We start from the raw sequence: 24,501 nt of genomic DNA, 5'->3' as shown, positions 1-24,501 counted from the left end.
TCCATAATTAAATCTCTTTTATAAAAGAACCTGCTTTTCACTAGGTGTAACCTGAAAGTACACTTTGACACCAGAATCACGCATGTTCTCTAACTCCACTTTTTCCTCTTCGCTGGCAGAGATATTCTTAAATAATTTTTGCCGTCCTGGGCCGGCACCCATACCGCCAACATTTAATTCACGCAAAGCTACACCTGAATCAAAAATTTTTTTCGCAACTTTGGGAAGTTTCATTAAAACTAATGTATTTACTTCATCATTATCAAACTCTGAAACAAGATTTTCGATTTGATCTTCACCAGTTATTTTTAAATCGGTACCAGCTGGTGAAACCATTTTCATCACGTTTTTTATAAAATCATCTTGTGCTACGCCGTTATCAACCACCCAGATACGCTTTATTTGTAATGTTTTTGCCCAAGCAGCAACAATTTGACCATGAATTAACCTGTCATCAATACGTATCATTTTTATTGCCATTTTCTATCTCCTTTTCATTTTTTCGCGAAATATTTAGATTAATCTTTTAATTTTTGAATAAAAAATCAATTATAAATATATACTCGACAAAAAGTATTCTTTATAACCATTTTTTCCTATATAGTTATCACTAAAATTCTGCAAATTTTGTTTTGTTTATTATTTACAAAAATGTGCCATTGCAGCACATAAAATAATTTAGTCAAGAACTAACATAAGATTTTTTTCTTTTTTTATTATCAAAAATTAACGTAAACGCCTACAGATTTAATATTAGCTTAATTTAATAAAAAGTCAACAACTTTATTGATTGGTAGGTTCTTTTATAAAAATAAATAGAGGCCTTTCGACCTCCTTATTAATTCATATATTTTAAAAATAAACTATTAATTTAGAAAATGACTAATCAACTTTTGGCTTTAACGCATTATCGAACAAATTTGTGATCAGTTTAACTAAAACGCCATCGAAAACTAGCGAAGAAATGATGTTAGTAATGAACATCACTATTTGAACCTGCATACTGAATTTACTCCAACCATATAAAATATATGATGGAATAAAACAGCCAAATGATGCAAAGAATGCACCGGTTAATACGCTTTTCCAGGTAAACTTTTGGTAACGCTCTTTTTTAGGAAAAAAGCCAATTTCATTAGTCGCACCCTGAATGACACCTGAAAGAATAGTAGTGGCTCCCCACTGCCCACCAATAGCCATTTCAACAATTGATGCCAGCAGTTCACCTATTGTCCCAGAACCAAGCGTAGGAACAAAATACATTGCCAGTGGTCCCGCCATAAGCCATAAACCAGAAAACACAGTGTCTGTTACTGGCGCAAAACCTGTGGGTACCAAAAGCATCTTAACTAAATTAAAAGCCCAGTTAAAACCATAGGTATAAATAACACCCATAATGATACCAATCAGTGCAATTAAAATAATTGACTTCACATTCCATTTTGAAGACCTTGTAAACATAAAAATACTCCTAACTTTATATGTCATTAGGAGTATCTTTAGTAACTAAATTTAACACTTCCCTAACGCAGGTATTGTCCCGTTCAGGTTCAGAGGGTATTTCTCAGCTATTTGGCACCCCTAGTGACTGATATTCATTTTTTACTAGTATATCACATTTTAACTAGTTTTTCTGCTCTATTCAAAAGAACAAGTATTTTTAAAACTGACTAAAACTTGCTAATTTCTCTTTTGTAAGATCACGAATAATAGCTAGCGTCAGATCTACGGAAGCTTTAAAATCGGAATAAGCACTAAAACAATATGGCGAATGTTCATAGCGTACTGGAATGCCAATTACAATAGTTGGTGCTCCGTTTTCATAATAAATTGCAGCTCCATCCTGTCCGCCACCGGTACGAACCGACCGAGTATACGGAATATGATTTTTATCTGCTAAACCACAGGCATATTGCTGAAATTTAGGATTAGGTAAAAAGGATGTATCCATGTCACGCAGCATTGGTCCTCGTTTTAACCCTGTCTGCGATAACCACTCTGGGGTAAAAGTATCATCCGCTGGACAAGATTCCAAGACTATAGCTAAATCCGGCTTTACAGCTCTAGCTGTGACATATGCACCTCGCAAACCCACTTCTTCCTGGCTTGAAAGTGCAGCAACAACGTTAAAATCGCATTGTTCGCCCTTTAAATTGTCAAGAACATCTGCCATAGCAGCTGCGCCAAAACGGTCATCAAAGTCCTTACCGAAGAATAGACCGCTTTTTTCATTGTATTCACATTTGACATCAACAAAAATTGGACAACCAGTATCAATTTGATAATCATTTATAGTTTCAGCTCGAGAACTGGAACCAACGTCAATTGACATATCGGCTACGTCCGGTACATTATTTTTTTCGGCTGCAGTCATAAAGTGCGGGGGTTTGGTTGCAACTACTCCAGGCACATACTCACCTGCACGATTTTTTATTTTGACGCGTAAAGCAGGAATATTGTATTTGACCCAGCCACCCAATGGTACAAATTTAATCATTCCATTAGGCCGAACAGCCTGCGTAATAAAACCAACAGAGTCGGAATGAGCATCTAATTGAATTACCGGTTGATCTTTTTCATTTTCTTTCTTAGCTGCATAAACGTTGAGCATGCCATCAACTTTGACATTAGCAAAGTCATGCACAGTTTCAGTAAACAATTTAACAAATTCTTCTTCAAAACCTGAAGTAGAATTAGCATCGGAAAAAGCTTTGAGCATTTTAATTTCTTGTTGTTTATCCATCTTTTTACCTTCCACTTAAAATATCTTATCTATTAATTCTACCAAAAACTTGAGTTACAGGCTTTAAAAAATAAATAAGATGATAAATAATCCTACTGCTTTTACTAATATATATGCTTTTTGTACGTAATTTAGTCCCTAAATACTTAAATTGCTTCAAAATAATCTGTTTTTCTAGCCAAAAAATGATATAATCGAAAATATTAGAAATTTTAATTGTTTTAAATGAAGGGTAGATAAATGCCAAAAAACGACAATATTAATAATATTATTGATCATAAATTGTTTAGTGAAGATGACATTCATCAGATGTGTGTCAAGTTAGGAAAGCAGCTTACTACAGATTATGCTGGTAAAAAGCCTTTAATTGTGGGGGCTCTTAAAGGTGCCATCTTCTTTTTAACCGATTTAGTAAGAGAAATGGATGTTAAAGCAGAAATTGATTTCCTGGACGTTTCCAGTTATGGTAACGAAATGGAGTCTTCCGGCAAAGTTAAGCTTGTTTCTGATTTAGCCACAGATGTTAAAGATCGTGATGTGTTAATTGTTGAAGATATCGTTGATACTGGATTGACTCTGGATTTTATGAAAGAATTGCTTAAAAAACGTGGTGCTAAAAGCGTTAAATGCTGCGTTTTACTTAACAAAGAGGCAAATCGCAAAGTAGATGTTGATATTGAGTATTATGGTTCAAAAGTCGGAAATGAGTTTGTAGTTGGCTACGGACTTGATTTTATGAATTTTTACCGTAATTTAAAATATATTGGTGTATTAAAACCTGAAATTATTAAATTAGTTAATAATAAATAAAAAGGAGTTGTCTAACTGACAACTCCTTTTAACTGTCTACTCTGATTTAGGTGATTCTTTTTCATGGTCGACAGCTTTAACAATAAACCAGCGCATAAATCCCTGCTCTATATCGTCAAGTTTGAATTCAAATCCTTCTAACTCAACTTTTTCACCTTTTTTCAAATCTGGATAATGTTCCATCATGTAGCCACCAATTGTAATAATGTCACTGTCTTGGAAGCTTTTTAAATCCTTTTTAAAGTAACGGGCAAAATCATATAAAGTGGTTTTGCCGGATACATGAATATTACCTTGCTCGTCTCTAATTATATAATCATCAGAAACATCATCAATTTCATCTTTGACAGTACCAAATAATTCTTCGTAAATATCCTTATCTGTAACTATTCCGCTGGTACCACCATATTCATCCACAACAAGGACAATTGGGGTATGCTTTTTAATCATTAATTGGAGAATATCTTGAATTGGCATCGATTCAGGTACAGTAATCATCGTTCGAATAATACGCGTAACTGGCACATTTTCGTCAATCTGACTCTGTTGAATAACATCAAAAGCATAGATATAGCCAACAACATCATCTTTATTGTTATCGCGCACAACTGGAATTCGGCTTGAACCTTCATCTAAATACATTTTAAGAGCTTGCTTAATTGTTTCAGTTGAATTAATAACTACTAGCCGTGTTCTATCAGTCATAATGTCTTTAGCTATTTTGTCATTCAGTTCAAAAGCACGTTTCATATAGGTTAGATCGTTTTTATCAAGTGAACCCCCATGAACAGCTTTACGTGATAATTTAATGATTTCTGATTGAGAATAAACCTGATTTTCCTCATCAGCTGGCTCAAAACCTAACATTTTCAGTAAACCATTTGAACTAGCATTAAGTAACCAAACAAAAGGGTAAACCAAAGTATGAAATAACTGTAAAGGTGTTACAATTTTTAGCAAAATCTTTACGGGCATGTCAATTGCAATATTTTTGGGCACAATTTCTGTAACCACAACTTCTAAATAAGTTAAAAGAATAACGCCTAATATTGCACTGATAGAGCGAATGACAGAATGGTTAAGCTCAACTAAATTAAACATTCTTTCAAATATTGCAGCTAAAGTATCAGCTGAAAACCAACCCAAGACTACACCAACTAAGGTAGTCCCGACCTGTGTCGTGGAAAGGTACTCATTTAAATTATGAGTCATATGCAGAGCGCGCTTAACTTTGCGATGGTTGCCAATTTTATTAGACAGCATATCTTCAAGCTGGCTTGGTCTAGTTTGAACCAAAGCAAATTCTGCTGCCACAAAGAAAGCTGCAAAAACAAAAATAACTAAAGTTGCTATTAAATTAGTAACTATTTGGGCCGTACTCAAAATTTATATCACCTTTATTAGTTTATCGTTTAAATTAAATTTCCTCATTTAACATTTTATCATTAATAGCGCTTTTATTTAATTAAATTACTTGTCTATTTAACCAATTTATAAATTTTTTTAAACGGTAAACGATCAGGATAAAATTTGGGATCATTAACTTCTGCCGCATTATCCTGGTATCCTAACCCAATTGCCATACCCACAAGTTCATCTTCTGGGATTTTACAATACTTACGTACCAGCTCAGGATAAGATACCATTGAGTGCGCTGGCATAATTGATAATCCCTCATTGAGCGCAAGCAGCATAATACTTTGTGAAAAAATCCCTAAGTCGTAAACTGACCAAGCTGGAGAGGTTCTGGGAATCGTCAAGAACGCGATATCCTGGGCGTTGAACATTTCATTGTTTGATTCCGAGAAAAGTTCCATTTTGTTCTTAAAAAAATACGGTTGGGAAGCCCCAACAGCAGCCATATTTTGACTAGGATATGAATCCCAATTAAGTGACAACATTTTGACAAAATCTTCGTGAGGCTCAACATTATTATCTATTTGAGTTTTCACTTCTTTTTTTAGACCAGCAAGCGCATCACCAGTTAACATATAAACCTTCCAAGGCTGTGAGTTAAGTAATGATGGGGATAACTGTGCCCTTTGAATAATCTTAGCAAGTAATTTTTCGTTAACTTTTCTACTAGTAAACTTGCGAGTTACTCGTTCATGGTTATAAACTTTATTAAATTCCATTCCGATTCAAATCCTTACATATAAAGAGAGCATAATGAAACACTCTACTTTTTAAAAACAAATTTCTCTAGAATTTCAAATACAGGCAGAAATAATCAAAAATATTCTATTCTTTCAATACTCACTTGTTTACACTTCTATTAAAGTTACAAATTTAAGCATTACTATCTAATAAAATCAGTCATATACACATTAATAATATTAATAAATTCTACGCAATATTGCAAAGGTATTTGGCAAAGATAACAAAAAAATTTATAAAAAAAGATTAATTTATTTAAAACTTTGTGTATAATTCACAAACTTATTTTTTTTGCTTTTACTGTTAAATCAAGTTTAGTAATTTATATACAGAGATTTTTACAATAGTTATTTGCAATTTGTTAAGCTTTAAACAAATACAAAATTAAAAAACAGTTTAACTATAAAACAAATTAAACCGTCCATTTATATTTTATATTGTCTGCGTATTTCTCGTTCTTGATCCCGTTTCTTAATTGCCTCACGCTTGTCATATTTTTTCTTTCCTTGACCTACACCAATAAGAACTTTAGCAAAACCATGTTTAAGATAAACTTTCAAAGGTATAATTGCAATCCCGCGTGCAGACTGGTCCTTAACAAGCCGTGCCAGTTCCTTTTTATGTAAAAGCAACCTCCTTGAACGAAGTGGTTCATGGTTATACCGGTTGCCTTGCTTATATTCACTGATGTGGACATTTTCTAAAAAAGCAGAACCATTAATAATTTGTACATAACCATCACGTAAATTAATACGTCGTGCTCTCACTGATTTAATCTCGGTACCTGTTAAAGCAATACCTGCTTCATATGTTTCTTTAATAAAGTAATCATGATGTGCTTTTTTATTTTGAGCAATTAAATTTTCATTTTTTTCTTTTTTCAATTTTCTAACCTAATGTTTATATCTACTTAAATGTGGATGATTACCATTTTTTTGAAAATTGTTACGATAGTGACCCTTATGTGCGTGATCGTTGCGAAATCCCCGATTACCATGTCTTTCGTTTTTAGCACCGCGATTGTTATGAGACTTCTTAGGAGCATTAGGATCATAGATTTCAAAATCAAGCTGATGTTGTTCAACGCTGGCATTCGTAAGGGTTACTTTAAGGGGCATCCCAACATGATATTGTTTATGAGTACCGCGTCCAGTCAGTGTCATGCTTTTTTCATTATAACTGTAGAAATCATCCGTCAAATTTGAAATATGAATTAACCCTTCAACTGTATTGGGCAACTGGATAAACATGCCAAAACTAGTCACAGAAGAAACAACAGCATCAAAGTGTTCTCCAACTTTATCCGCCATATATTCTGTCATCTTTAAGTCGTTTACTTCTCTTTCAGTATCAACAGATACACGTTCCTGTGTTGAAGTTTGATCTGCAACTTCAGGTAGATAGCTGGCAAAATGATCCTGTACTTTTTGGTTAATACCATTTTCACTATATGCATGAATCATTCTATGCACCATTAAATCGGAATACCGTCTAATTGGTGAAGTAAAATGAGTGTAGTATTTAGCAGCAAGACCAAAATGCCCTAGTGGTTCTTCTGAATAATGTGCCTGCTTTAAGCTACGAAGCATCATCATTTGAACTACTGCTTCTTCAGGTGTATCAGTTGTTTTAGCCACGACTTTTTGCAAGTCAATTGGTTTAACGTGATTGGGATCAGCAGTAATATGCAATCCAAAAGCACTGCAAAATTCAAAGAAGCCTTTAATACGCTCACCATCTGGAGTTTCATGTACACGATACAGAAATGGAACGTGTTTGCGATAAAAGTCTTCGGCAACAGTTTCATTTGCTATAAGCATGAATGATTCGATCATTTTTTCAGCTATACCACGATCGTGTAACACGATATCTGTGGGTTTACCTTGATCATCAACAATAATTTTTGCTTCAGGTTCCTCAAAATCTATTGCACCACGCTGATGCCTTTGCTGGTATAACACATTATGCAGTTCGGCCATATCTTGCAACATGGGTGCCAGTTTAACGTATTTTTCCTCTAGTTCTTCATGATTATCTTGATCTAAGGCCTTGTTGACATTGTTATAAGTCATTCTGCCGTGTGATCGCATAACAGAGGGATGAATACGATAATTAACTCTTTTTCCTTCTGGAGAAATTTCCATTTCGCAAGACAAAACAAGACGATCTTGCCCCTCATTTAAAGAGCAGATGCCATTAGATAATCTAAACGGCAACATTGGAATAACACGGTCAACAAGATATGTACTATTACCCCTGGTAAAAGCTTCTTTGTCCAAAGGAGAATTTTCCGTCACATAATGCGCTACATCAGCAATATGAACCCCTAAATGATAGTTACCGTTAGGAAGTTTCCATAAAACCACGGCATCATCGAAGTCTTTAGAATCATCCCCATCAATGGTAACTGCGGGCTGGTCCCTAATGTCCTCTCTATCCGCCATTTCTGCCTCAGTCACGTGATCAGGAATGGCATTAGACTGCTCAAGAGCATCTTCAGACCATTCTGTACGAACATCATGCTCAGAAACAATGGCCATAATATCGACGCCTGGTAAATTTTTGTTACCAATAATATTGGTAACAACACCAGTCATCGAATCTGGATTATCTTTGTCAGGATAGTTAGCAAGCGATACTTTGACAATATCTTGTTTTTGTGGACGCAAACTGTCCTGACTAATATAAACGCGATAGTTTGCCAGTTTTTTATTTGAGCTGAGAACATAACCAATAAAATGACTGGTTTTTATTTGAGCATCAGTCATTGAATGAAATTCACCGACAAGTGTTTTCGTGCCACGTTCGAGAATTTCTTCTATTTGTCCTTCAGGCCCTTTACCATTCCATGGATTACCACCAGCAGTGATTTTGACCTTAACACGATCACCGTCCACGGCATATGCTGTATAATCACGAGCAATAAAAATATCATCAGAATCTTCGTCCTCGAGTTTGACGAAACCAAAGCCTTTGCTATTTGCCTTAAAAATGCCTTCCACTTCGGTATTTTCCTCAGCTAATTGATATCGGCCATTGCCATCGGTAATTATTTTCTTTTCCTGTTCCAAATAGGATAATGCTTTGACCATATCTGAAAAACTGCCAAGTCTGTCTCGGCGCAACATACGGTCAATTTGTTCAACTTGATATTGTTTTTTAGGATTGTGACGAAAAATCTCTAAAACATTGGCTAAGATATTCTCGTTTTGTGCCATGCACTTAACTCCATTTCGTTAGTAAAAAGATAAAAAAAGTCCTCCCATCACTTGATCGGGAGGAACCATTAGTTATTTTGAAGACAAATAAGCTAATACAATAGCAAAAGCGAAAAAGAGCACCAGTAAAACGGATGTTACTTTTTCCATAAATGCTTCAAAACCACGTTTCTTCGTTTGACCACTAAAAACTGCACCGCCAGAGAGTGCATTCAATGCATCTTGCTGCTTTTGCGGCTGCATCATTGTCGCAATAACGATTAAGATTGAAACAATAATTAGTAGCGTCATAAATAAATTGTACAATGCGCTGCCTCCAATATACAGATACGTTACTGGTAAATTTTAGCACAAAATAGATTTAATTTCGAGTATTATTTTTCGAGTTCAGGTGCATCGGTTTTAAATTTATTTTGCGTTGTTTTTTGGTGATTTTTATACCATAAAGAAGTTTTATTCTTTGCATACAAATTCTTTAATGCTTTTTGTTCATTATAATCATAATCTTGCGGTTTAACCTTTTTAAACCATTTTGGATGATAAAAACGTAAAAGGTTACCTGCTATAACACGATCAGACAATGAAAGCTGTGTTGTTACCTTGTTTGAAATTGCTACTAACTCAGTCTTTAATTTTTTGTCTGGCTGAATTATTTCCTCACCAGTTCTAGTATCATAATATGTACTGCCTACTTTTGCATATAGCGGTGTTATAAAGTCACCATTACGCTGTGCAACAATTTGTGGTGCTTTTTTACTTAATAAATCATGACCAAATTGTATAGTGCCCCTGTTCCTAATTCCAAGCAAATTTAACAATGTTGGCAACACGTCAATTTCTCCACCATAAGTTTTTTTTATGCCGCCTTTTAACCCCTTCATATGAAACATTAAGGGAACACGTTGAAATTTCAGGTTATCAAAATTAGTAAATTCATCCTGATCCAGAAGCTCTGCACTTGCCTTATGGTGGTTGCCAGAAATACCATAATGATCACCATAAAAAACGAGTAATGTATTTTTATCTAAACCAGTTTTTTTCATCCACCGCATTAATTGCCCTACGGCTTGATCTAAATAATGAGCCGTTTGGACATAGCCATCGACCGTTTCATCACCAGTGTCAGTTTTGTCAATTGATTGATTTTTCTTATCCAAATCATAGGGATAATGATTAGTTACAGTAATTAATTTAAGATAAAAAGGTTGCGGCAAGCGTTCAATATACTTAATTGATTGCGAGAAGAAAATTTTGTCTTTTAAGCCATAACCTATGTAATACTTAGGTTTATTTTGATAATAAGAAAGCGGCATAAAGTACTCATAGCCAAATTGCTTGTAGGCATTATTACGATTCCAAAAAGACCCGGCTCCACCATGCATAACGGCAGTAGTATATCCACCCTGCTGTTTTAATATTGCAGGAGCGCTTTCAAACGTATTTGAAGTGCCATAACTAGACATGGCTGAACCTGATTGTAAACCAAAAAGAGAATTTTCCAGCATCATTTCAGCATCCGAAGTTTTGCCTTGACCTACTTGATTATAAAAATTGGCAAAACTAAGAGTATTTTTAGAATGATAAAGCTTATTTAGATTAGGAGTGACTTCCTTGCCGTGCCATTTATACCCTATTAGAAACTGCTGAAAGCTCTCAAGATGTATAACCAACACATTTTTGCCTTTTGCAACACCTGTATATGTGCTATTCGGTTTAACGTAGTTAACCTTTAAGTACTTTTTAACAGATTGCAAGTCAGATACGTTAGCCTTTGCCATTTGTTCGCTTGTTTGAGCTGTTTTAAAAGCATCATATACCGCATATTCATTCATACCCAAATATTTTACAATATAACTGTTGTCAAAAGTTCTAGTTAACAGACCTGAGCGGTCTTTTTGAGCCATCAACAAATTAACGCCAATGAGAAGAACTGCAATACCTTCAAGCAAAAGATTAAATCTTAACTTTAATGGACGTAAATCATATTTAACGACTTTGGCAACCATTAAAAGAATGACAAGAACAATGTCAATAAAGGCTAAAAAATCCGTAACTCGAGTTATTCCTACAATACTTTTGCCTAAATTATCAGCAGTTGAGCCGGAAGTTTTAATTATAGACAAAGATAAAAAATTTGAAAACTCGCGATAATAAAGGATATTGGCAAATAACCACAAACTGAGCACAAAATCAATTGCAATCACAATCCAATAGGACTTTCTGCCCTTAAAGAAAAGACCAATTCCCAGCAAAAGTAGTCCTGAAGGCAAAGGATTTAAAAATAACAGAAAATTCTGCATTGCACCTTCAGCACCTAGATTAAATTTTGTTAGATAAATTACGTATGTTTTCAACCAGAAAGTCACTAAAACAATAGTAAAAAAGCCTAGTTTGGTTTGGGTTAGCCATTGTAGAAAAGACTTAATACGTGTCATCCTATTCTCCTCTCACTAAGCCTATATCTTACCCTTAAGTGCAATTATGCGCAGGTATTTTAATAAAAATTAATCATTTTGTGGGCTTAGCAATTTTTGCGGTTTAAAAATCCAACCAAAGATTCCTAAAATCATGCCGAAAAAATACGTGACAAAACGCCACAAGAACATCCCTACGATTAAGGTGCCATTAGATGAAATAAAGGTGGAAAATAAAGTTTGAAAACTATATTCTGCCCCACCTGATGCTCCCGGAATAGGTATGATTGCCATGAACATGATAATCATAATGTTCATTTGAGTTACGCTTGTCCAATCAGCAGAAACATTTAATGCTACCAGCGTCATATAGGGAATTGAATAAAAACATAACAGTTGTAATACAGTGAGTACTACACACACTAGCAATTTCTTTTTTTCTCTTTTTAGCTTTTGGCTTTCTTCATAAAATGTTTCAATTTTGTCAAGCGTGTTTTTGCGCCATATAGCGACCCGCTCTTGATTAATAAATTTCGCCAGTAAGTTCATTATCCAATTGGCAGCATTTTTAGTCCAATTATAGGCAAACAAAATTGCCAGCAAAAAAGCAATAGAACTAACATGAATTAAAAAGCCGATTGCAATGAAAACAGCTAAACCCGCAAACTTGGTTGCAACCATATGAAAGCCAGTAATAATTGTAGTGACGTAAGCTAAAAAAACTACAATTTGATAAATAATAAACTTCATTAGTAGTAAGGATGTTGCCCGACCGCCTTCTATTCCCATTTGAACCATAGCAGCCAATTGCGAAGGCTGTCCACCAGTTGACATAGGAGTGATGGCATTGAAAAGCGCTTGAATCAAAGGAATTCTAAAAAAAGACCATTTTGAACGTTTAGGTTCATTTTTGCGTTTGGTAAGAACTGCCAAAATGCTAGCTTCAAAAACATAAGAAAGAAGCATCAAACTAAAAACAGCAACTAATCCAATCAAATTAATATTGCGAGCTGCTTGCTCCAATTGCGCAATTGGAGTTGATCTTAAGTCAACATATAAGACTATGCCACTTATTACTAGAACTATGGCAACACCCCACAAGTGTTTTTTATTCATTAGCGAATTTGTCCCAGCTCACGACCAATTTCATACTGTTCGTGATAAAAATCATCCCATATATGGGCTAAATTATCTTCAGAATATTTTTCACTGGCTTCATCAGATAACTTGCTATATTTATTTAAAATTGCAGTATCGTGAGCAGCTGCTTGTAATTGCTGATTCATTTCAGTAAAATTGCTGCCCTTCAGGTAGTAACCACTAATTATTGCCTGATATAAATCGAGATCGCGCAATAAAACTGGCGTACCACAGCTAAAGGCCTCTAAAACAGACATAGGAAACAGCTCATCATAAGACGGCAAAACAAAAAGATCTGCAATATTGAGGTAGTCAACTAATTTCTGTCGATCAATGATTCCCGTAAATTTAAGATTATGTGGCGGATTTTCGACCAATTTTTTAAAATGATCATAACCATCAGTTATTTTGCCAAAAGAAAAGCCTCCAGCCCAAATAAATTGCATCTCAGGATTTGCTTCGGCCAATTTGGCAAAGTCATCAACACCTTTACGAGCTTGTACTTGACCATCACCGAAAACCACAAATTTATTAAGTGGTATACCTAATTGATGCCTAAATGAATTCTTTTTTTCCTGACTTTCTGAATAAAACTCATTCTTCGATACAAAGTTGGGAATATACTTCACATTTTCACGCTTAATACCATATTTAACTAACTTATCAATAAAAATCGGATTAACAACTACGATCTCATCCATCCGTTTATAAAAATCAATTACATACTTATAAAAAATATTTTTTGCAAATGATGGCAATTTAACTGATCCTTCAAGCGTTTCCGGCAAAAAGTGAACATAACCAATTTTGCGTCCACGTGCTGGTGAAAAGCTGTTAGCAAAATAAGTTGGATTTACCGTATGATAATGTGTCAGATCACTTTTGCCATACTTGTTGTCAGTGACATAAAACTTATCGACCAAGTGTGTTCTAAGTAATCTTATCAGCTCCGTATAAGCAGAACCGACTCCCTGTCCTTTTACTGAGGCAGCTTGTGAAAACATATTAATTCTAATCATTTGTCTCCTCTTTGAGATCCTTTTGATAATTTGAAATTGTGTCTTGATAAAATTGATAAACTGAACTGGCAAATTTTTGAGCAGAGATTTGATCCATTTTTGCAGCTAATTTATCATGTGGGATTTGTTTTCTCCCTTTTCTTAAGTAGAATAATATTTCATTTAACATTTCGCCAGGACCATTAAAGACTTTGCCAAATTCTTCATCATCAAAAACATGCTCAGTATAGTCTGTATCATAAACGACGCATCTTGTGCCTGAAGCCAGGGCTTCAATATATGTCAGACCTTGAGTTTCCGTATCACTGGCCGAAACAAACAAATCAGCCATTTTATAGTATGAACCAACATCATCATGAGGTATATCCCCAGTAAATATTACACTATCTTCCAATGTTAATCTTTCAACCTGTTCTTGCAAAACTTCCATATCTGGTCCATCGCCAGCAATTACTAGACGTGTTTTTGGAAACTCATCAATAATTTCTGGCATTGCATTCAGAATGCGGTCAATTTTCTTTTCTTCCGCAACTCTGCTCAAAGTTAACAATACTGGTACATCGTCTGGTATATCTAACTCTTTGCGAACGTCAACTGTCTCAAGCTTATTTAAGCTATTTATGTCCACTCCAGTTGGAATAACTCTCATAGGTATGTTTACTCTATAACGCTTTAAAAGTGCTTCTACACGCTTACTGGGAGCTATAACGCCATCCATATTTTTTAAGTAGGCATTAGTAAATTGCTTAACATGATATGGTCTAAGCAAATGTCCATTTAAAACGTAGTGTAGGTAATCTTCATACATAGTATGGTAAGTATGAATTGCCGGAATTTTCAATTGGTGGGCAACGTACTTCCCTATCATACCCAAAGCAAATTCGGTTTGGGTATGAACAATATCCAATTTAACTTCACGAGCAACTTTTGTAGCTTCAAAAAAACCTCTAAACGCAACACGTCTATCAGTAAACGAAATAAAGGGAACGCTGCTGAAACGGAATATGTTAGCCTCAACTGTCCCTTTTTTTATATGAGGATCGGTAGTAGTAAAAATAAAAACATTATGACCCTGCTCCTCAAGAGCATCCTTTAAGGTTTTAATTGATGTTGCAACACCACTTAATTGTGGAAAATATGAATCGGTAAAGATACCTATATTCATCTTAAATACCTCCATAAAAGGTATTATAAAGATTACACATAACTTGTGCAATTTTTATAGAAAAAATTAACAATACAAAAGCAGCTCTCGTGCAAGAGCTGCTCAGTAAATAGCGGTGATCGGGGTCGAACCGATACGTCCTAAACGGACACCAGATTTTGAGTCTGGCGCGTCTGCCAATTCCGCCACACCGCCATAATAATATGTTTTAATTAACAGTTCAATGAGTGAACCGATAAAGGCGGGGATCGGATTTGAACCGACGATTAAGGTTTTGCAGACCTCTGCCTTACCACTTGGCTACACCGCCATCGAATTTTATTAATAAATAGATTGGGATAGCTGGATTCGAACCAGCGCATAATAGAGTCAAAGTCTAGTGCCTTACCGCTTGGCTATATCCCAATGCTAGGGCGGAATATGGGATTCGAACCCATGTATGCCGGATCCACAAACCGGTGTGTTAACCCCTTCACCAATTCCGCCATGAATGTAAACAGGGATAGTAGGAATTGAACCCACACTAGCGGTTTTGGAGACCGATGTACTACCTTTATACGATATCCCTATTATGGAGGAGGGTGGATTCGAACCGCCGAACTCAGAGAGAGCGGTTTTACAGACCGCCGCGTTTAGCCACTTCGCTACTCCTCCAGGCTGATGGCGCGGGACGGAATCGAACCGCCGACACAAGGAGCTTCAATCCTTTGCTCTACCGACTGAGCTACCGAGCCATCCTACGGTCCATATCAGATTTGAACTGATGATCTTCTCCGTGACAGGGAGACGAGATAAACCACTGCTCCAATGGACCATATTGCGGGAGGTGGATTTGAACCACCGGCCTTCGGGTTATGAGCCCGACGAGCTACCAGACTGCTCCATCCCGCGATTTTATTAAAGGAGGATGTGGGATTTGAACCCACGCACGGCAAGACCGTCTAACGGTTTTCAAAACCGTCCCCTTAAGCCACTTGGGTAATCCTCCAAATGTAAATATACCAAGAATGGTAATGACCCGTACGGGATTTGAACCCATGTTACCGCCGTGAAAGGGCGATGTCTTAACCACTTGACCAACGGGTCATATTTATCGTTCTTACGCCATAAGACGCTTAATTATAATACCGAACTTATTGCCAAAAGTCAACCATTTTTTATTTAGTTGATTCGATAAATCCTTTTAAGTTGCTGAATCACAACGTTATTAATAATACAGGATTATGATTCATCATGCAAGAGTTTTGTGTAAAAAGTTAAACTTTTTTTCGTAGGATCGCCAATTAAAATTTTTACTTATGGCAATACCAATATTGTTATAACATATTGTCAAAAAAGGCTGAATTACAACTCCTTTAAAGATTTAACAACTGATTAAAGCCCATATCTAGTAATTAAAAAGACCGTTAGAACAAAATCTACGGTCTTCTTAATTATATCAGCGGAGACTGAGAGATTCGAACTCTCGCACCAGAATAACCCGATCTACACCCTTAGCAAGGGCGCCTCTTCAGCCACTTGAGTAAGTCTCCACAATGGGCCTAAATGGACTTGAACCATCGACCTCACGCTTATCAGGCGTGCGCTCTAACCAGCTGAGCTATAGGCCCCAAAAAGCGGGTAACGAGAATCGGACTCGCGACTAAAGCTTGGAAGGCTTTCGTTTTACCACTAAACCATACCCGCACTAATATAAATGGCGCGGGACGGAATCGAACCGCCGACACAAGGAGCTTCAATCCTTTGCTCTACCGACTGAGCTACCGAGCCATCCTACGGTCCATATCAGATTTGAACTGATGATCTTCTCCGTGACAGGGAGACGAGATAAACCACTGCTCCAATGGACCATATTGCGGGAGGTGGATTTGAACCACCGGCCTTCGGGTTATGAGCCCGACGAGCTACCAGACTGCTCCATCCCGCGATTTTAAAATATAAAAGTACAAACAAACTCCATACTTTATGGACCTTGTAGGACTCGAACCTACGACAGGACGGTTATGAGCCGTCTGCTCTAACCAACTGAGCTAAAGGTCCAAGCTCTGGGAAATAGCGGCGGGGGGGATCGAACCCTCGACCTCCCGGGTATGAACCGGACGCTCTAGCCAGCTGAGCTACACCGCCAACAATGCAATCATTTTATAAAGATTACAATCGGGAAGACAGGATTCGAACCTGCGACCCCCTGGTCCCAAACCAGGTGCTCTACCAAACTGAGCCACTTCCCGTAATTATGCGCCCTGAAGGATTTGAACCTTCAACCTTCTGATTCGTAGTCAGACACTCTATCCAGTTGCGCTAAGGGCGCATCACTAAATGCCGAGGACCGGAGTCGAACCGGTACGGTTGAAACCAACCGCGGGATTTTAAGTCCCGTGCGTCTGCCAATTCCGCCACCCCGGCAAGTAATGAAAGCGGAAGACGGGATTCGAACCCGCGACCCCCACCATGGCAAGGTGATGTTCTACCACTGAACTACTTCCGCACGATATGTGATGCCGATTATACGATTTGAACGTACGACCCCCTGTTTACAAGACAGATGCTCTACCAACTGAGCTAAATCGGCAAAATGTAAATATGGTATATATTACTGGCGAATACGGGTGGTGGGACTTGAACCCACACGTCCGAAAACACTAGAACCTAAATCTAGCGCGTCTGCCAATTCCGCCACACCCGCAAAATGGGGCCATGAGTCGTGACGGGCTTGAACCGTCGACCCTCTGATTAAAAGTCAGATGCTCTACCAACTGAGCTAACGACTCGAGATGGAGGATACAGGGCTCGAACCTGTGACCTCCTGCTTGTAAGGCAGATGCTCTCCCAGCTGAGCTAATCCTCCATAAGCACGGCAGCGTCCTACCCTCGCAGGCAGTCTCCCACCAACTACTCTCGGCGTGAAGAAGCTTAACTGCTGTGTTCGGCATGGTTACAGGTGTTTCCTTCTTGCTCTTGCCACCGTACTTTTTCTCTCTCTTTGAGCTTCTACGCTCAAAACTAAATATAATCCTCTTTTCAAAAACCTTGATTGCCTTCAAGCTCTGGTCAAGTCCTCGACTGATTAGTACTGGTCCGCTCCAAGCCTCGCGGCTCTTCCACTCCCAGCCTATCTACCTCTTAGTCTTTGAGGTGTCTTACTACTTGCGTATGGGAAATCTCATCTTGAGGGGGGCTTCGCACTTAGATGCTTTCAGCGCTTATCCCGGCCATACTTAGCTACCCAGCGATGCCTTTGGCAAGACAACTGGTACACCAGCGGTATGTCCATCCCGGTCCTCTCGTACTAAGGACAGCTCCTCGCAAATTTCCTACGCCCACGACGGATAGGGACCGAACTGTCTCACGACGTTCTGAACCCAGCTCGCGTGCCGCTTTAATGGGCGAACAGCCCAACCCTTGGGACCGACTTCAGCCCCAGGATGCGACGAGCCGACATCGAGGTGCCAAACCTCCCCGTCGATGTGAACTCTTGGGGGAGATAAGCCTGTTATCCCCAGGGTAGCTTTTATCCGTTGAGTGATGGCCCTTCCATGCGGTGCCACCAGATCACTAAGCCCGACTTTCGTCCCTGCTCGAGTTGTCGCTCTCGCAGTCAAGCTCCCTTATACCTTTGCACTCTGTGAATGATTTCCAACCATTCTGAGGGAACCTTTGGGCGCCTCCGTTACGCTTTAGGAGGCGACCGCCCCAGTCAAACTGCCCGTCTGACACTGTCCCATGCCTCGCTTAGAGGCCCTGGTTAGAGCAGCCATCAAACAAGGGTAGTATCCCAACATTGCCTCCGATAACACTGGCGTGCTATCTTCTCCGGCTCCTACCTATCCTGTACATGTTTAACAGCTGCCCAATATCAAATTGCAGTAAAGCTCCATGGGGTCTTTCCGTCCTGTCGCGGGTAACCCGCATCTTCACGGGTATTATAATTTCACCGAGTCTCTCGTTGAGACAGTGCCCAAATCATTACACCTTTCGTGCAGGTCGGAACTTACCCGACAAGGAATTTCGCTACCTTAGGACCGTTATAGTTACGGCCGCCGTTTACTGGGGCTTCAGTTCGCTGCTTCGCTTGCGCTAACAGCTCTCCTTAACCTTCCAGCACCGGGCAGGTGTCAGCCCCTATACGTCGTCTTACGACTTGGCAGAGACCTGTGTTTTTGATAAACAGTTGTTTGGGCCTATTCACTGCGGCTGGCTGTTGCACCAGCACCCCTTCTCCCGAAGTTACGGGGCGATTTTGCCGAGTTCCTTAACGAGAGTTCTCTCGCTCACCTGAGTGTTCTCCACTCGACTACCTGTGTCGGTTTGCGGTACGGGTACGCAGCTTCTCGCTAGAAGCTTTTCTTGGCAGTGTGACGCTTGAACCTTCGCTACTTTGATTTCGCTCCTCATCACGCCTTGTGCTTTTCGGCAACAAGCATTTGACTCATTACCACACTTAACGCTTGAACATGGCTTCCAGCGCCATGCGTTCTTTGCCTCCTGCGTCCCTCCTTCGCTGTTAACGAAGCTGCGCAGTACAGGAATTTCTACCTGTTGTCCATCGACTACGCCTTTCGGCCTTGCCTTAGGTCCCGACTTACCCTGGGCGGACGAGCCTGCCCCAGGAAACCTTAGTCTTTCGGCGGACAGGATTCTCACCTGTCTTGCGCTACTCATACCGGCATTCTCACTTCTAAACGCTCCACTTATCTTCTCAGTTAAGCTTCGCCGCATTTAGAACGCTCTCCTACCACGTGCATTCCTGCACATCCACAGTTTCGGTACTATGCTTAGCCCCGGTAAATTTTCGGCGCAGCGTCACTCGACTAGTGAGCTATTACGCACTCTTTTAATGATGGCTGCTTCTGAGCCAACATCCTAGTTGTCTACGCAACTCCACATCCTTTTCCACTTAGCATAGATTTGGGGACCTTAACTGGTGATCTGGGCTGTTTCCCTTTCGACTACGGATCTTATCACTCGCAGTCTGACTCCAGTGCCCCGATCTCTGGAATTCGCAGTTTATCTGAATTCAGTAACCCCTGACGGGCCCTTCGTCCAAACAGTGCTCTACCTCCATGATCGTCCTGGCACCAGGCTAGCCCTAAAGCTATTTCGGAGAGAACCAGCTATCTCCAAGTTCGTTTGGAATTTCACCGCTACCCGCAACTCATCCCCGCAATTTTTAACTTACGTGGGTTCGGTCCTCCAGTGCGCTTTACCGCACCTTCAACCTGGTCATGGGTAGGTCACTTGGTTTCGGGTCTACGTCAGCTAACTGCTGCGCCCTCTTCAGACTCGCTTTCGCTCCGGCTCCGTCTTTTCTGACTTAACCTCGCTAGCTAACGTAACTCGCCGGTTCATTCTACAAAAGGCACGCCATCACCCTTTAATGGGCTTTGACTATTTGTAGGCACACGGTTTCAGGTTCTCTTTCACTCCCCTCCCGGGGTTCTTTTCACCTTTCCCTCACGGTACTGGTTCACTATCGGTCACAATGTAGTATTTAGCCTTGCGAGATGGTCCTCGCTGCTTCAATCGGGATTCCTCGTGTCCCGACCTACTCAGGATCCTGCTCGGCGCGCTCCGGATTTCGCTTACGGGGCTCTCACCCTCTCTGGCTTACCTTCCCAGATAATTCTGCTATCCTTTGCGCTGCCTTATTGCAGTCCTACAACCCCAAATGATAAATCATCTGGTTTGGGCTCTTTCCTCTTCGCTCGCCGCTACTAAGGAAATCGATTTTTCTTTCTCTTCCTGCAGCTACTTAGATGTTTCAGTTCGCTGCGTCTTGCCCCATACGGCTATTTGTTCACCGCCTGGTAATGCATCTGCATGCATTGGGTTCCCCCATTCGGATGTCTCCGGATCGCTGCGTACTTACCGCTCCCCGAAGCCTTTCGTGGTTCGTCACGTCCTTCTTCGCCTCATTGTGCCTAGGCATTCACCGTGCGCCCTTCTTTACTTGACCTTACTCAAGATACTCTCTCGGTCGCTCTTTGGCAATCTCTTCTCTTTTGATTGTTTCTCGGTTTTTTCTTGGATTATATTCAGTTTTCAATGTACTAACTCGTTTGAGGTATTACCCTCAAAACTAAACAATGTCTTCCCTACTCATGTGCTTCCGTGCGCTCGCCGGACTTCTCTTAGCATTCCTGCTCTCCGTCTCGGCTTGCTCTTTCCTTAGAAAGGAGGTGATCCAGCCGCAGGTTCTCCTACGGCTACCTTGTTACGACTTCACCCTAATCATCTGTCCTGCCTTAGACGGCTGACTCCTTTGCAGGTTATCCTACCGGCTTTGGGCATTACAGACTCTCATGGTGTGACGGGCGGTGTGTACAAGGCCCGGGAACGTATTCACCGCGGCGTGCTGATCCGCGATTACTAGCGATTCCAGCTTCATGCACTCGAGTTGCAGAGTGCAATCCGAACTGAGATTAGCTTTCAGAGATTCGCTTGCCTTTGCAGGTTCGCTGCTCGTTGTACTAACCATTGTAGCACGTGTGTAGCCCAGGTCATAAGGGGCATGATGACTTGACGTCGTCCCCACCTTCCTCCGGTTTGTCACCGGCAGTCTCATTAGAGTGCCCAACTTAATGCTGGCAACTAATAATAAGGGTTGCGCTCGTTGCGGGACTTAACCCAACATCTCACGACACGAGCTGACGACAGCCATGCACCACCTGTCTTAGCGTTCCCGAAGGAAACATCCTATCTCTAGGACTGGCACTAGATGTCAAGACCTGGTAAGGTTCTTCGCGTTGCTTCGAATTAAACCACATGCTCCACCGCTTGTGCGGGCCCCCGTCAATTCCTTTGAGTTTTAACCTTGCGGTCGTACTCCCCAGGCGGAGTGCTTAATGCGTTAGCTGCAGCACTGAGAGGCGGAAACCTCCCAACACTTAGCACTCATCGTTTACGGCATGGACTACCAGGGTATCTAATCCTGTTCGCTACCCATGCTTTCGAACCTCAGCGTCAGTTACAGACCAGAGAGCCGCCTTCGCCACTGGTGTTCTTCCATATATCTACGCATTCCACCGCTACACATGGAGTTCCACTCTCCTCTTCTGCACTCAAGAAAAATAGTTTCAGCTGCAGTTCCCCAGTTAAGCTGAGGGCTTTCACAGCTGACTTATTCTCCCGCCTGCGTTCGCTTTACGCCCAATAAATCCGGACAACGCTTGCCACCTACGTATTACCGCGGCTGCTGGCACGTAGTTAGCCGTGACTTTCTGGTTGATTACCGTCAAACAGAGACCAGTTGCTTTCCCTGTCCTTCTTCACCAACAACAGAGCTTTACGATCCGAAAACCTTCTTCACTCACGCGGCGTTGCTCCATCAGACTTGCGTCCATTGTGGAAGATTCCCTACTGCTGCCTCCCGTAGGAGTTTGGGCCGTGTCTCAGTCCCAATGTGGCCGGTCAGTCTCTCAACTCGGCTATGCATCATCGCCTTGGTAGGCCGTTACCTTGCCAACTAGCTAATGCACCGCGGGCCCATCCTGTAGTGACAGCTTTAAAGCCGCCTTTCCCAGCTTGAGCATGCGCTCTTGCTGCTTATTTGGTATTAGCACCTGTTTCCAAGTGGTATCCCAAGCTATAGGGCAGGTTGCCCACGTGTTACTCACCCATCCGCCGCTCGCGCTCTTGACTTCCTACCGAAGTATTCCGTTAAGATTGCTCGCTCGACTTGCATGTATTAGGCACGCCGCCAGCGTTCGTCCTGAGCCAGGATCAAACTCTCATTTTTTAATGTTTGTTTGAATGTTTGCTCATTCGTTCCAAGATTCGCATCTCGGATTTATTTGCTTGCGAAATTGACTTCGCTCTTTTGTTTTGGGTTCTGTTAAACCCGCACATTTTTGCGAAAACATTGTTCAGTTTTCAAGGTACTACCTGCTGCCTTCTTTAAAACAGCTTTTTTATTCTCCCAGATTCAGCCGCTTTTGTCAAGCACTTTTTTCTGGGAGCTTTTTGCCGTCTTCCCCGACAGCGTTTATTATCTTACTAAAGCAGCTCGCTTTTGTCAACTGCTTTTGCTCGATTTTTTGTGCTGCCTCTTAGGCCTCTTGCCTTGCGGCTCATTGCCCGACGACAGTTATTAATACTAGCAATTATTTTTGCCTTTTGCAAGTCTTTTTTACAATTTATTGAAGAGACTTACTTCTTTTTTTATGATAAAGTTGTTATATCAAGGTTTAGAGGGGAGTTTTTAAAATAAAAAATTTTGATTTAGCAATTATTGGGGCAGGTCCAGTGGGATTATTCTGTGCTAATTTTGCTCATCTTCATGGTCTGAAAACTGTAGTTTTTGACTCACTTGCAGAAGTTGGGGGACAGCCAAAACTACTTTATCCATTTAAAAAGATTTTGGACATACCAGCTTTTAGCTCTATTTCTGCTTGCGAATTAATCGAAAAATTACAAACTGAAGACAAACAAAATGCAACTTTTATCTTAAATCATCCTGTGGTAGATCTTAAAAAAATAGACAGAAAATTTATTATTGATAATAATTTTTCTGTAAAAAGCGTAATTATTGCCACCGGAACTGGATCATTTACTCCTAAAAAATTTCCGTTAAAAATGGACGATGAAATCGAAAAAAGAGTTCACTACTATGTTAGAGATCCTCAAAAATTTAAAAATCAAAAAATAGGAGTCTTTGGTGGAGGTGATTCTGCTCTTGATTGGGCAGCTGAACTAGCAGATCAGCCAGGAACGAAAATCAATTTAATTCATAGAAGAAATGAATTTCGTGGCTTAGAATCCAGTGTTCAAAAACTCAAAAGTTTAAAAAATGTTGAAGTACAAACGCCCTATCTTCCTAAATCAATTCAAATCAGAGATAATCTACTTAATATTGGTTTAAAAGAGATGGGAACCAGCAACATTATTCATGAACGATTTGATCAAATAATCGTCGGCTATGGCTTCCGTGCTAATAACCAATTTGTAAAAAAGTGGGGTGTCAACTTAAATAATAACCAAATTGAAGTATCACGCTCTATGGAAACAAATATACCAGGCATCTATGCAATTGGTGATGTATCAACGTATCCCGGACGTGTGCCTCTTATTGGACTTGGATTTGGAGAAGCACAAATTGCAATCACTACAATTATGCGTGCGCTTTTTCCCGAAAAAACCTTAACAATTCATTCAACCAGTATTTAGGAGATGTTTATGACAATAATCAATTTTATTCTGCATATCGACCATCATCTGATTGAAATAGTTAATCAGTTTGGCAATTGGACATACTTGATTATCTTTGCCATTATTTTTATTGAAACTGGATTAGTTATTTTCCCTTTTTTACCCGGTGATTCACTAATTTTTGCTGCGAGTTCTTTAGCAGTTAACCCAGAATATAATTTGAACATTTGGTGGATTTATTTTTCAGTATTGCTGGCGGCTATCTTAGGCGATGCTTGCAATTATGAAATAGGGGCCTGGTCTGTAAAGCAAGGTACAAAACATACTTGGTTTAACAGGCTAATTAACCAAAAAAATCGCCTGGCCGCTGAAAACTTTTTTAACAGGCACGGACCAATTACCATTGTTATCGGCAGATTCATTCCCTTTATTAGGACATTTGTTCCTTTTATCTCCGGTGGCAGCAATATGCACTATGGCAAATTTGCTCTTTATAACGTAATTGGTGGAATAATCTGGAGTGGCCTATTTACGATATTGGGTGCATTCTTTGGTAACATACCATTTGTGAAAGAGCATTTCTCAATGTTGCTAATCGCAATTATCCTAATTTCTGTTTTGCCGATTTTAATAGTTGCATTAAAAAAACGAATTAAAAACAAAAAGGAGTTCCATTAAGAACTCCTTT

General features: G+C 39.7%; 15 protein-coding genes, 27 tRNA genes, 3 rRNA genes and 1 riboswitch. Of the genes, 3 read left to right on the top strand and 42 right to left on the bottom strand.

Annotated elements, in window-relative coordinates:
- Nucleotides 1–18: 18 nt before the first annotated feature.
- The 3 genes from DKL58_RS02470 to DKL58_RS02460 form a co-directional block, all read right to left on the bottom strand.
- Nucleotides 19–480, bottom strand: a complete 462-nt coding sequence (locus DKL58_RS02470; protein ID WP_109585964.1) for a PTS sugar transporter subunit IIB — start codon at nucleotides 478–480, stop codon at nucleotides 19–21.
- A 402-nt stretch (nucleotides 481–882) separates the two neighbouring features.
- Nucleotides 883–1,461 carry an ECF transporter S component gene (locus DKL58_RS02465; RefSeq protein WP_109585963.1) on the bottom strand — a complete coding sequence of 193 codons (579 nt, stop codon included), beginning with the start codon at nucleotides 1,459–1,461 and terminating at the stop codon, nucleotides 883–885.
- Nucleotides 1,462–1,503: 42 nt separating this feature from the next.
- Nucleotides 1,504–1,593, bottom strand: a riboswitch (TPP riboswitch).
- Nucleotides 1,594–1,660: 67 nt separating this feature from the next.
- Nucleotides 1,661–2,743, bottom strand: coding sequence for a M42 family metallopeptidase (locus DKL58_RS02460; RefSeq protein ID WP_109585962.1), 1,083 nt, complete (start codon nucleotides 2,741–2,743; stop codon nucleotides 1,661–1,663).
- 240 nt (nucleotides 2,744–2,983) lie between these two features.
- Here DKL58_RS02460 and hpt point away from each other — a divergent pair, with 240 nt between their 5' ends.
- Nucleotides 2,984–3,553: a hypoxanthine phosphoribosyltransferase gene (hpt, locus tag DKL58_RS02455; protein ID WP_034977086.1), complete on the top strand. Its 570-nt coding sequence runs from the start codon at nucleotides 2,984–2,986 to the stop codon at nucleotides 3,551–3,553.
- A gap of 36 nt (nucleotides 3,554–3,589) precedes the next feature.
- Here hpt and DKL58_RS02450 read toward each other — a convergent pair whose 3' ends face one another.
- From DKL58_RS02450 to DKL58_RS02260, 39 genes are all read right to left on the bottom strand, one after another.
- A complete protein-coding gene (locus DKL58_RS02450; protein ID WP_109585961.1) occupies nucleotides 3,590–4,936 on the bottom strand; it encodes a hemolysin family protein in 1,347 nt (448 codons plus the stop codon).
- Nucleotides 4,937–5,031: 95 nt separating this feature from the next.
- Nucleotides 5,032–5,688, bottom strand: coding sequence for a nitroreductase (locus DKL58_RS02445; RefSeq protein WP_045927675.1), 657 nt, complete (start codon nucleotides 5,686–5,688; stop codon nucleotides 5,032–5,034).
- A gap of 447 nt (nucleotides 5,689–6,135) precedes the next feature.
- Nucleotides 6,136–6,594 carry an SsrA-binding protein SmpB gene (smpB, locus tag DKL58_RS02440; protein WP_109585960.1) on the bottom strand — a complete coding sequence of 153 codons (459 nt, stop codon included), beginning with the start codon at nucleotides 6,592–6,594 and terminating at the stop codon, nucleotides 6,136–6,138.
- Between the two features lie 9 nt (nucleotides 6,595–6,603).
- A complete protein-coding gene (rnr, locus tag DKL58_RS02435; protein ID WP_109585959.1) occupies nucleotides 6,604–8,928 on the bottom strand; it encodes a ribonuclease R in 2,325 nt (774 codons plus the stop codon).
- A 72-nt stretch (nucleotides 8,929–9,000) separates the two neighbouring features.
- On the bottom strand, nucleotides 9,001–9,234 hold the full coding sequence (gene secG / locus DKL58_RS02430; RefSeq protein WP_034977075.1) for a preprotein translocase subunit SecG: 234 nt from the start codon (nucleotides 9,232–9,234) through the stop codon (nucleotides 9,001–9,003).
- 68 nt (nucleotides 9,235–9,302) lie between these two features.
- Nucleotides 9,303–11,363, bottom strand: coding sequence for an LTA synthase family protein (locus tag DKL58_RS02425; RefSeq protein ID WP_109585958.1), 2,061 nt, complete (start codon nucleotides 11,361–11,363; stop codon nucleotides 9,303–9,305).
- 69 nt (nucleotides 11,364–11,432) lie between these two features.
- Entirely contained in the window at nucleotides 11,433–12,458 is a 1,026-nt protein-coding gene (locus DKL58_RS02420; protein ID WP_109585957.1) for a lysylphosphatidylglycerol synthase transmembrane domain-containing protein, read from the bottom strand.
- Entirely contained in the window at nucleotides 12,458–13,501 is a 1,044-nt protein-coding gene (locus DKL58_RS02415; RefSeq protein WP_109585956.1) for a glycosyltransferase family 4 protein, read from the bottom strand. The genes DKL58_RS02420 and DKL58_RS02415 overlap by 1 nt, the downstream gene beginning before the upstream one ends.
- Nucleotides 13,494–14,666: a glycosyltransferase family 4 protein gene (locus DKL58_RS02410; protein WP_045927669.1), complete on the bottom strand. Its 1,173-nt coding sequence runs from the start codon at nucleotides 14,664–14,666 to the stop codon at nucleotides 13,494–13,496. The genes DKL58_RS02415 and DKL58_RS02410 overlap by 8 nt, the downstream gene beginning before the upstream one ends.
- Before the next feature lie 110 nt (nucleotides 14,667–14,776).
- Nucleotides 14,777–14,861: transfer RNA gene (locus tag DKL58_RS02405), tRNA-Leu, on the bottom strand.
- Between the two features lie 44 nt (nucleotides 14,862–14,905).
- Nucleotides 14,906–14,976, bottom strand: a tRNA-Cys gene (locus DKL58_RS02400).
- 23 nt (nucleotides 14,977–14,999) lie between these two features.
- Nucleotides 15,000–15,071 (bottom strand) — tRNA-Gln (locus tag DKL58_RS02395).
- A gap of 7 nt (nucleotides 15,072–15,078) precedes the next feature.
- Nucleotides 15,079–15,151, bottom strand: a tRNA-His gene (locus DKL58_RS02390).
- A 12-nt stretch (nucleotides 15,152–15,163) separates the two neighbouring features.
- Nucleotides 15,164–15,234: transfer RNA gene (locus DKL58_RS02385), tRNA-Trp, on the bottom strand.
- Nucleotides 15,235–15,238: 4 nt separating this feature from the next.
- Nucleotides 15,239–15,320: transfer RNA gene (locus tag DKL58_RS02380), tRNA-Tyr, on the bottom strand.
- 7 nt (nucleotides 15,321–15,327) lie between these two features.
- A tRNA-Phe gene (locus tag DKL58_RS02375) sits at nucleotides 15,328–15,400 on the bottom strand.
- A gap of 6 nt (nucleotides 15,401–15,406) precedes the next feature.
- Nucleotides 15,407–15,480, bottom strand: a tRNA-Asp gene (locus tag DKL58_RS02370).
- A gap of 3 nt (nucleotides 15,481–15,483) precedes the next feature.
- A tRNA-Met gene (locus DKL58_RS02365) sits at nucleotides 15,484–15,557 on the bottom strand.
- Between the two features lie 10 nt (nucleotides 15,558–15,567).
- Nucleotides 15,568–15,654 (bottom strand) — tRNA-Ser (locus DKL58_RS02360).
- Nucleotides 15,655–15,680: 26 nt separating this feature from the next.
- Nucleotides 15,681–15,752: transfer RNA gene (locus DKL58_RS02355), tRNA-Glu, on the bottom strand.
- Nucleotides 15,753–16,108: 356 nt separating this feature from the next.
- Nucleotides 16,109–16,198 (bottom strand) — tRNA-Ser (locus DKL58_RS02350).
- A 4-nt stretch (nucleotides 16,199–16,202) separates the two neighbouring features.
- Nucleotides 16,203–16,276, bottom strand: a tRNA-Ile gene (locus DKL58_RS02345).
- 5 nt (nucleotides 16,277–16,281) lie between these two features.
- A tRNA-Gly gene (locus DKL58_RS02340) sits at nucleotides 16,282–16,352 on the bottom strand.
- Between the two features lie 11 nt (nucleotides 16,353–16,363).
- Nucleotides 16,364–16,436 (bottom strand) — tRNA-Phe (locus tag DKL58_RS02335).
- Nucleotides 16,437–16,442: 6 nt separating this feature from the next.
- Nucleotides 16,443–16,516 (bottom strand) — tRNA-Asp (locus DKL58_RS02330).
- A gap of 3 nt (nucleotides 16,517–16,519) precedes the next feature.
- Nucleotides 16,520–16,593 (bottom strand) — tRNA-Met (locus DKL58_RS02325).
- Between the two features lie 39 nt (nucleotides 16,594–16,632).
- Nucleotides 16,633–16,706: transfer RNA gene (locus DKL58_RS02320), tRNA-Ile, on the bottom strand.
- Nucleotides 16,707–16,719: 13 nt separating this feature from the next.
- Nucleotides 16,720–16,793 (bottom strand) — tRNA-Met (locus tag DKL58_RS02315).
- A 30-nt stretch (nucleotides 16,794–16,823) separates the two neighbouring features.
- A tRNA-Pro gene (locus DKL58_RS02310) sits at nucleotides 16,824–16,897 on the bottom strand.
- A gap of 6 nt (nucleotides 16,898–16,903) precedes the next feature.
- A tRNA-Arg gene (locus tag DKL58_RS02305) sits at nucleotides 16,904–16,977 on the bottom strand.
- 9 nt (nucleotides 16,978–16,986) lie between these two features.
- Nucleotides 16,987–17,072: transfer RNA gene (locus DKL58_RS02300), tRNA-Leu, on the bottom strand.
- 10 nt (nucleotides 17,073–17,082) lie between these two features.
- Nucleotides 17,083–17,154: transfer RNA gene (locus tag DKL58_RS02295), tRNA-Gly, on the bottom strand.
- A gap of 11 nt (nucleotides 17,155–17,165) precedes the next feature.
- A tRNA-Thr gene (locus DKL58_RS02290) sits at nucleotides 17,166–17,238 on the bottom strand.
- A gap of 32 nt (nucleotides 17,239–17,270) precedes the next feature.
- Nucleotides 17,271–17,352 (bottom strand) — tRNA-Leu (locus DKL58_RS02285).
- A gap of 12 nt (nucleotides 17,353–17,364) precedes the next feature.
- Nucleotides 17,365–17,437, bottom strand: a tRNA-Lys gene (locus tag DKL58_RS02280).
- Nucleotides 17,438–17,441: 4 nt separating this feature from the next.
- Nucleotides 17,442–17,514 (bottom strand) — tRNA-Val (locus DKL58_RS02275).
- A 4-nt stretch (nucleotides 17,515–17,518) separates the two neighbouring features.
- Nucleotides 17,519–17,635: ribosomal RNA gene (gene rrf / locus DKL58_RS02270) — 5S ribosomal RNA — on the bottom strand.
- A 78-nt stretch (nucleotides 17,636–17,713) separates the two neighbouring features.
- Nucleotides 17,714–20,622: ribosomal RNA gene (locus tag DKL58_RS02265) — 23S ribosomal RNA — on the bottom strand.
- A gap of 216 nt (nucleotides 20,623–20,838) precedes the next feature.
- A 16S ribosomal RNA gene (locus DKL58_RS02260) occupies nucleotides 20,839–22,404 on the bottom strand.
- The 16S, 23S and 5S rRNA genes sit together here with 27 tRNA genes alongside, the layout of an rRNA operon.
- Nucleotides 22,405–22,910: 506 nt before the next feature.
- On the opposite strand from DKL58_RS02260, the gene DKL58_RS02255 reads away from it, so the two are divergent.
- Both DKL58_RS02255 and DKL58_RS02250 read left to right on the top strand, forming a co-directional pair.
- The gene (locus DKL58_RS02255; RefSeq protein WP_239386414.1) at nucleotides 22,911–23,831 is read left to right on the top strand and encodes an NAD(P)/FAD-dependent oxidoreductase; all 921 of its coding nucleotides are present in this window, start codon (nucleotides 22,911–22,913) and stop codon (nucleotides 23,829–23,831) included.
- 9 nt (nucleotides 23,832–23,840) lie between these two features.
- A complete protein-coding gene (locus DKL58_RS02250) occupies nucleotides 23,841–24,491 on the top strand; it encodes a VTT domain-containing protein (protein WP_045927667.1) in 651 nt (216 codons plus the stop codon).
- Nucleotides 24,492–24,501: the final 10 nt, after the last annotated feature.

This window comes from Lactobacillus kullabergensis (assembly GCF_003151025.1).
In the GTDB taxonomy this organism is placed as follows: domain Bacteria; phylum Bacillota; class Bacilli; order Lactobacillales; family Lactobacillaceae; genus Lactobacillus; species Lactobacillus kullabergensis.
This window is presented reverse-complemented; position numbering and strand designations above follow the sequence as displayed.

Excerpts from the sequence above, each read along its gene's own strand:
- DKL58_RS02470 (WP_109585964.1), bottom strand. The coding sequence starts at position 480 with ATGGCAATAAAAATGATACGTATTGATGACAGGTTAATTCATGGTCAA.
- DKL58_RS02465 (WP_109585963.1), bottom strand. The coding sequence starts at position 1,461 with ATGTTTACAAGGTCTTCAAAATGGAATGTGAAGTCAATTATTTTAATT.
- DKL58_RS02460 (WP_109585962.1), bottom strand. The coding sequence starts at position 2,743 with ATGGATAAACAACAAGAAATTAAAATGCTCAAAGCTTTTTCCGATGCT.
- hpt (WP_034977086.1), top strand. The coding sequence starts at position 2,984 with ATGCCAAAAAACGACAATATTAATAATATTATTGATCATAAATTGTTT.
- DKL58_RS02445 (WP_045927675.1), bottom strand. The coding sequence starts at position 5,688 with ATGGAATTTAATAAAGTTTATAACCATGAACGAGTAACTCGCAAGTTT.
- rnr (WP_109585959.1), bottom strand. The coding sequence starts at position 8,928 with ATGGCACAAAACGAGAATATCTTAGCCAATGTTTTAGAGATTTTTCGT.
- DKL58_RS02425 (WP_109585958.1), bottom strand. The coding sequence starts at position 11,363 with ATGACACGTATTAAGTCTTTTCTACAATGGCTAACCCAAACCAAACTA.
- DKL58_RS02420 (WP_109585957.1), bottom strand. The coding sequence starts at position 12,458 with ATGAATAAAAAACACTTGTGGGGTGTTGCCATAGTTCTAGTAATAAGT.
- DKL58_RS02415 (WP_109585956.1), bottom strand. The coding sequence starts at position 13,501 with ATGATTAGAATTAATATGTTTTCACAAGCTGCCTCAGTAAAAGGACAG.
- DKL58_RS02410 (WP_045927669.1), bottom strand. The coding sequence starts at position 14,666 with ATGAATATAGGTATCTTTACCGATTCATATTTTCCACAATTAAGTGGT.
- DKL58_RS02250 (WP_045927667.1), top strand. The coding sequence starts at position 23,841 with ATGACAATAATCAATTTTATTCTGCATATCGACCATCATCTGATTGAA.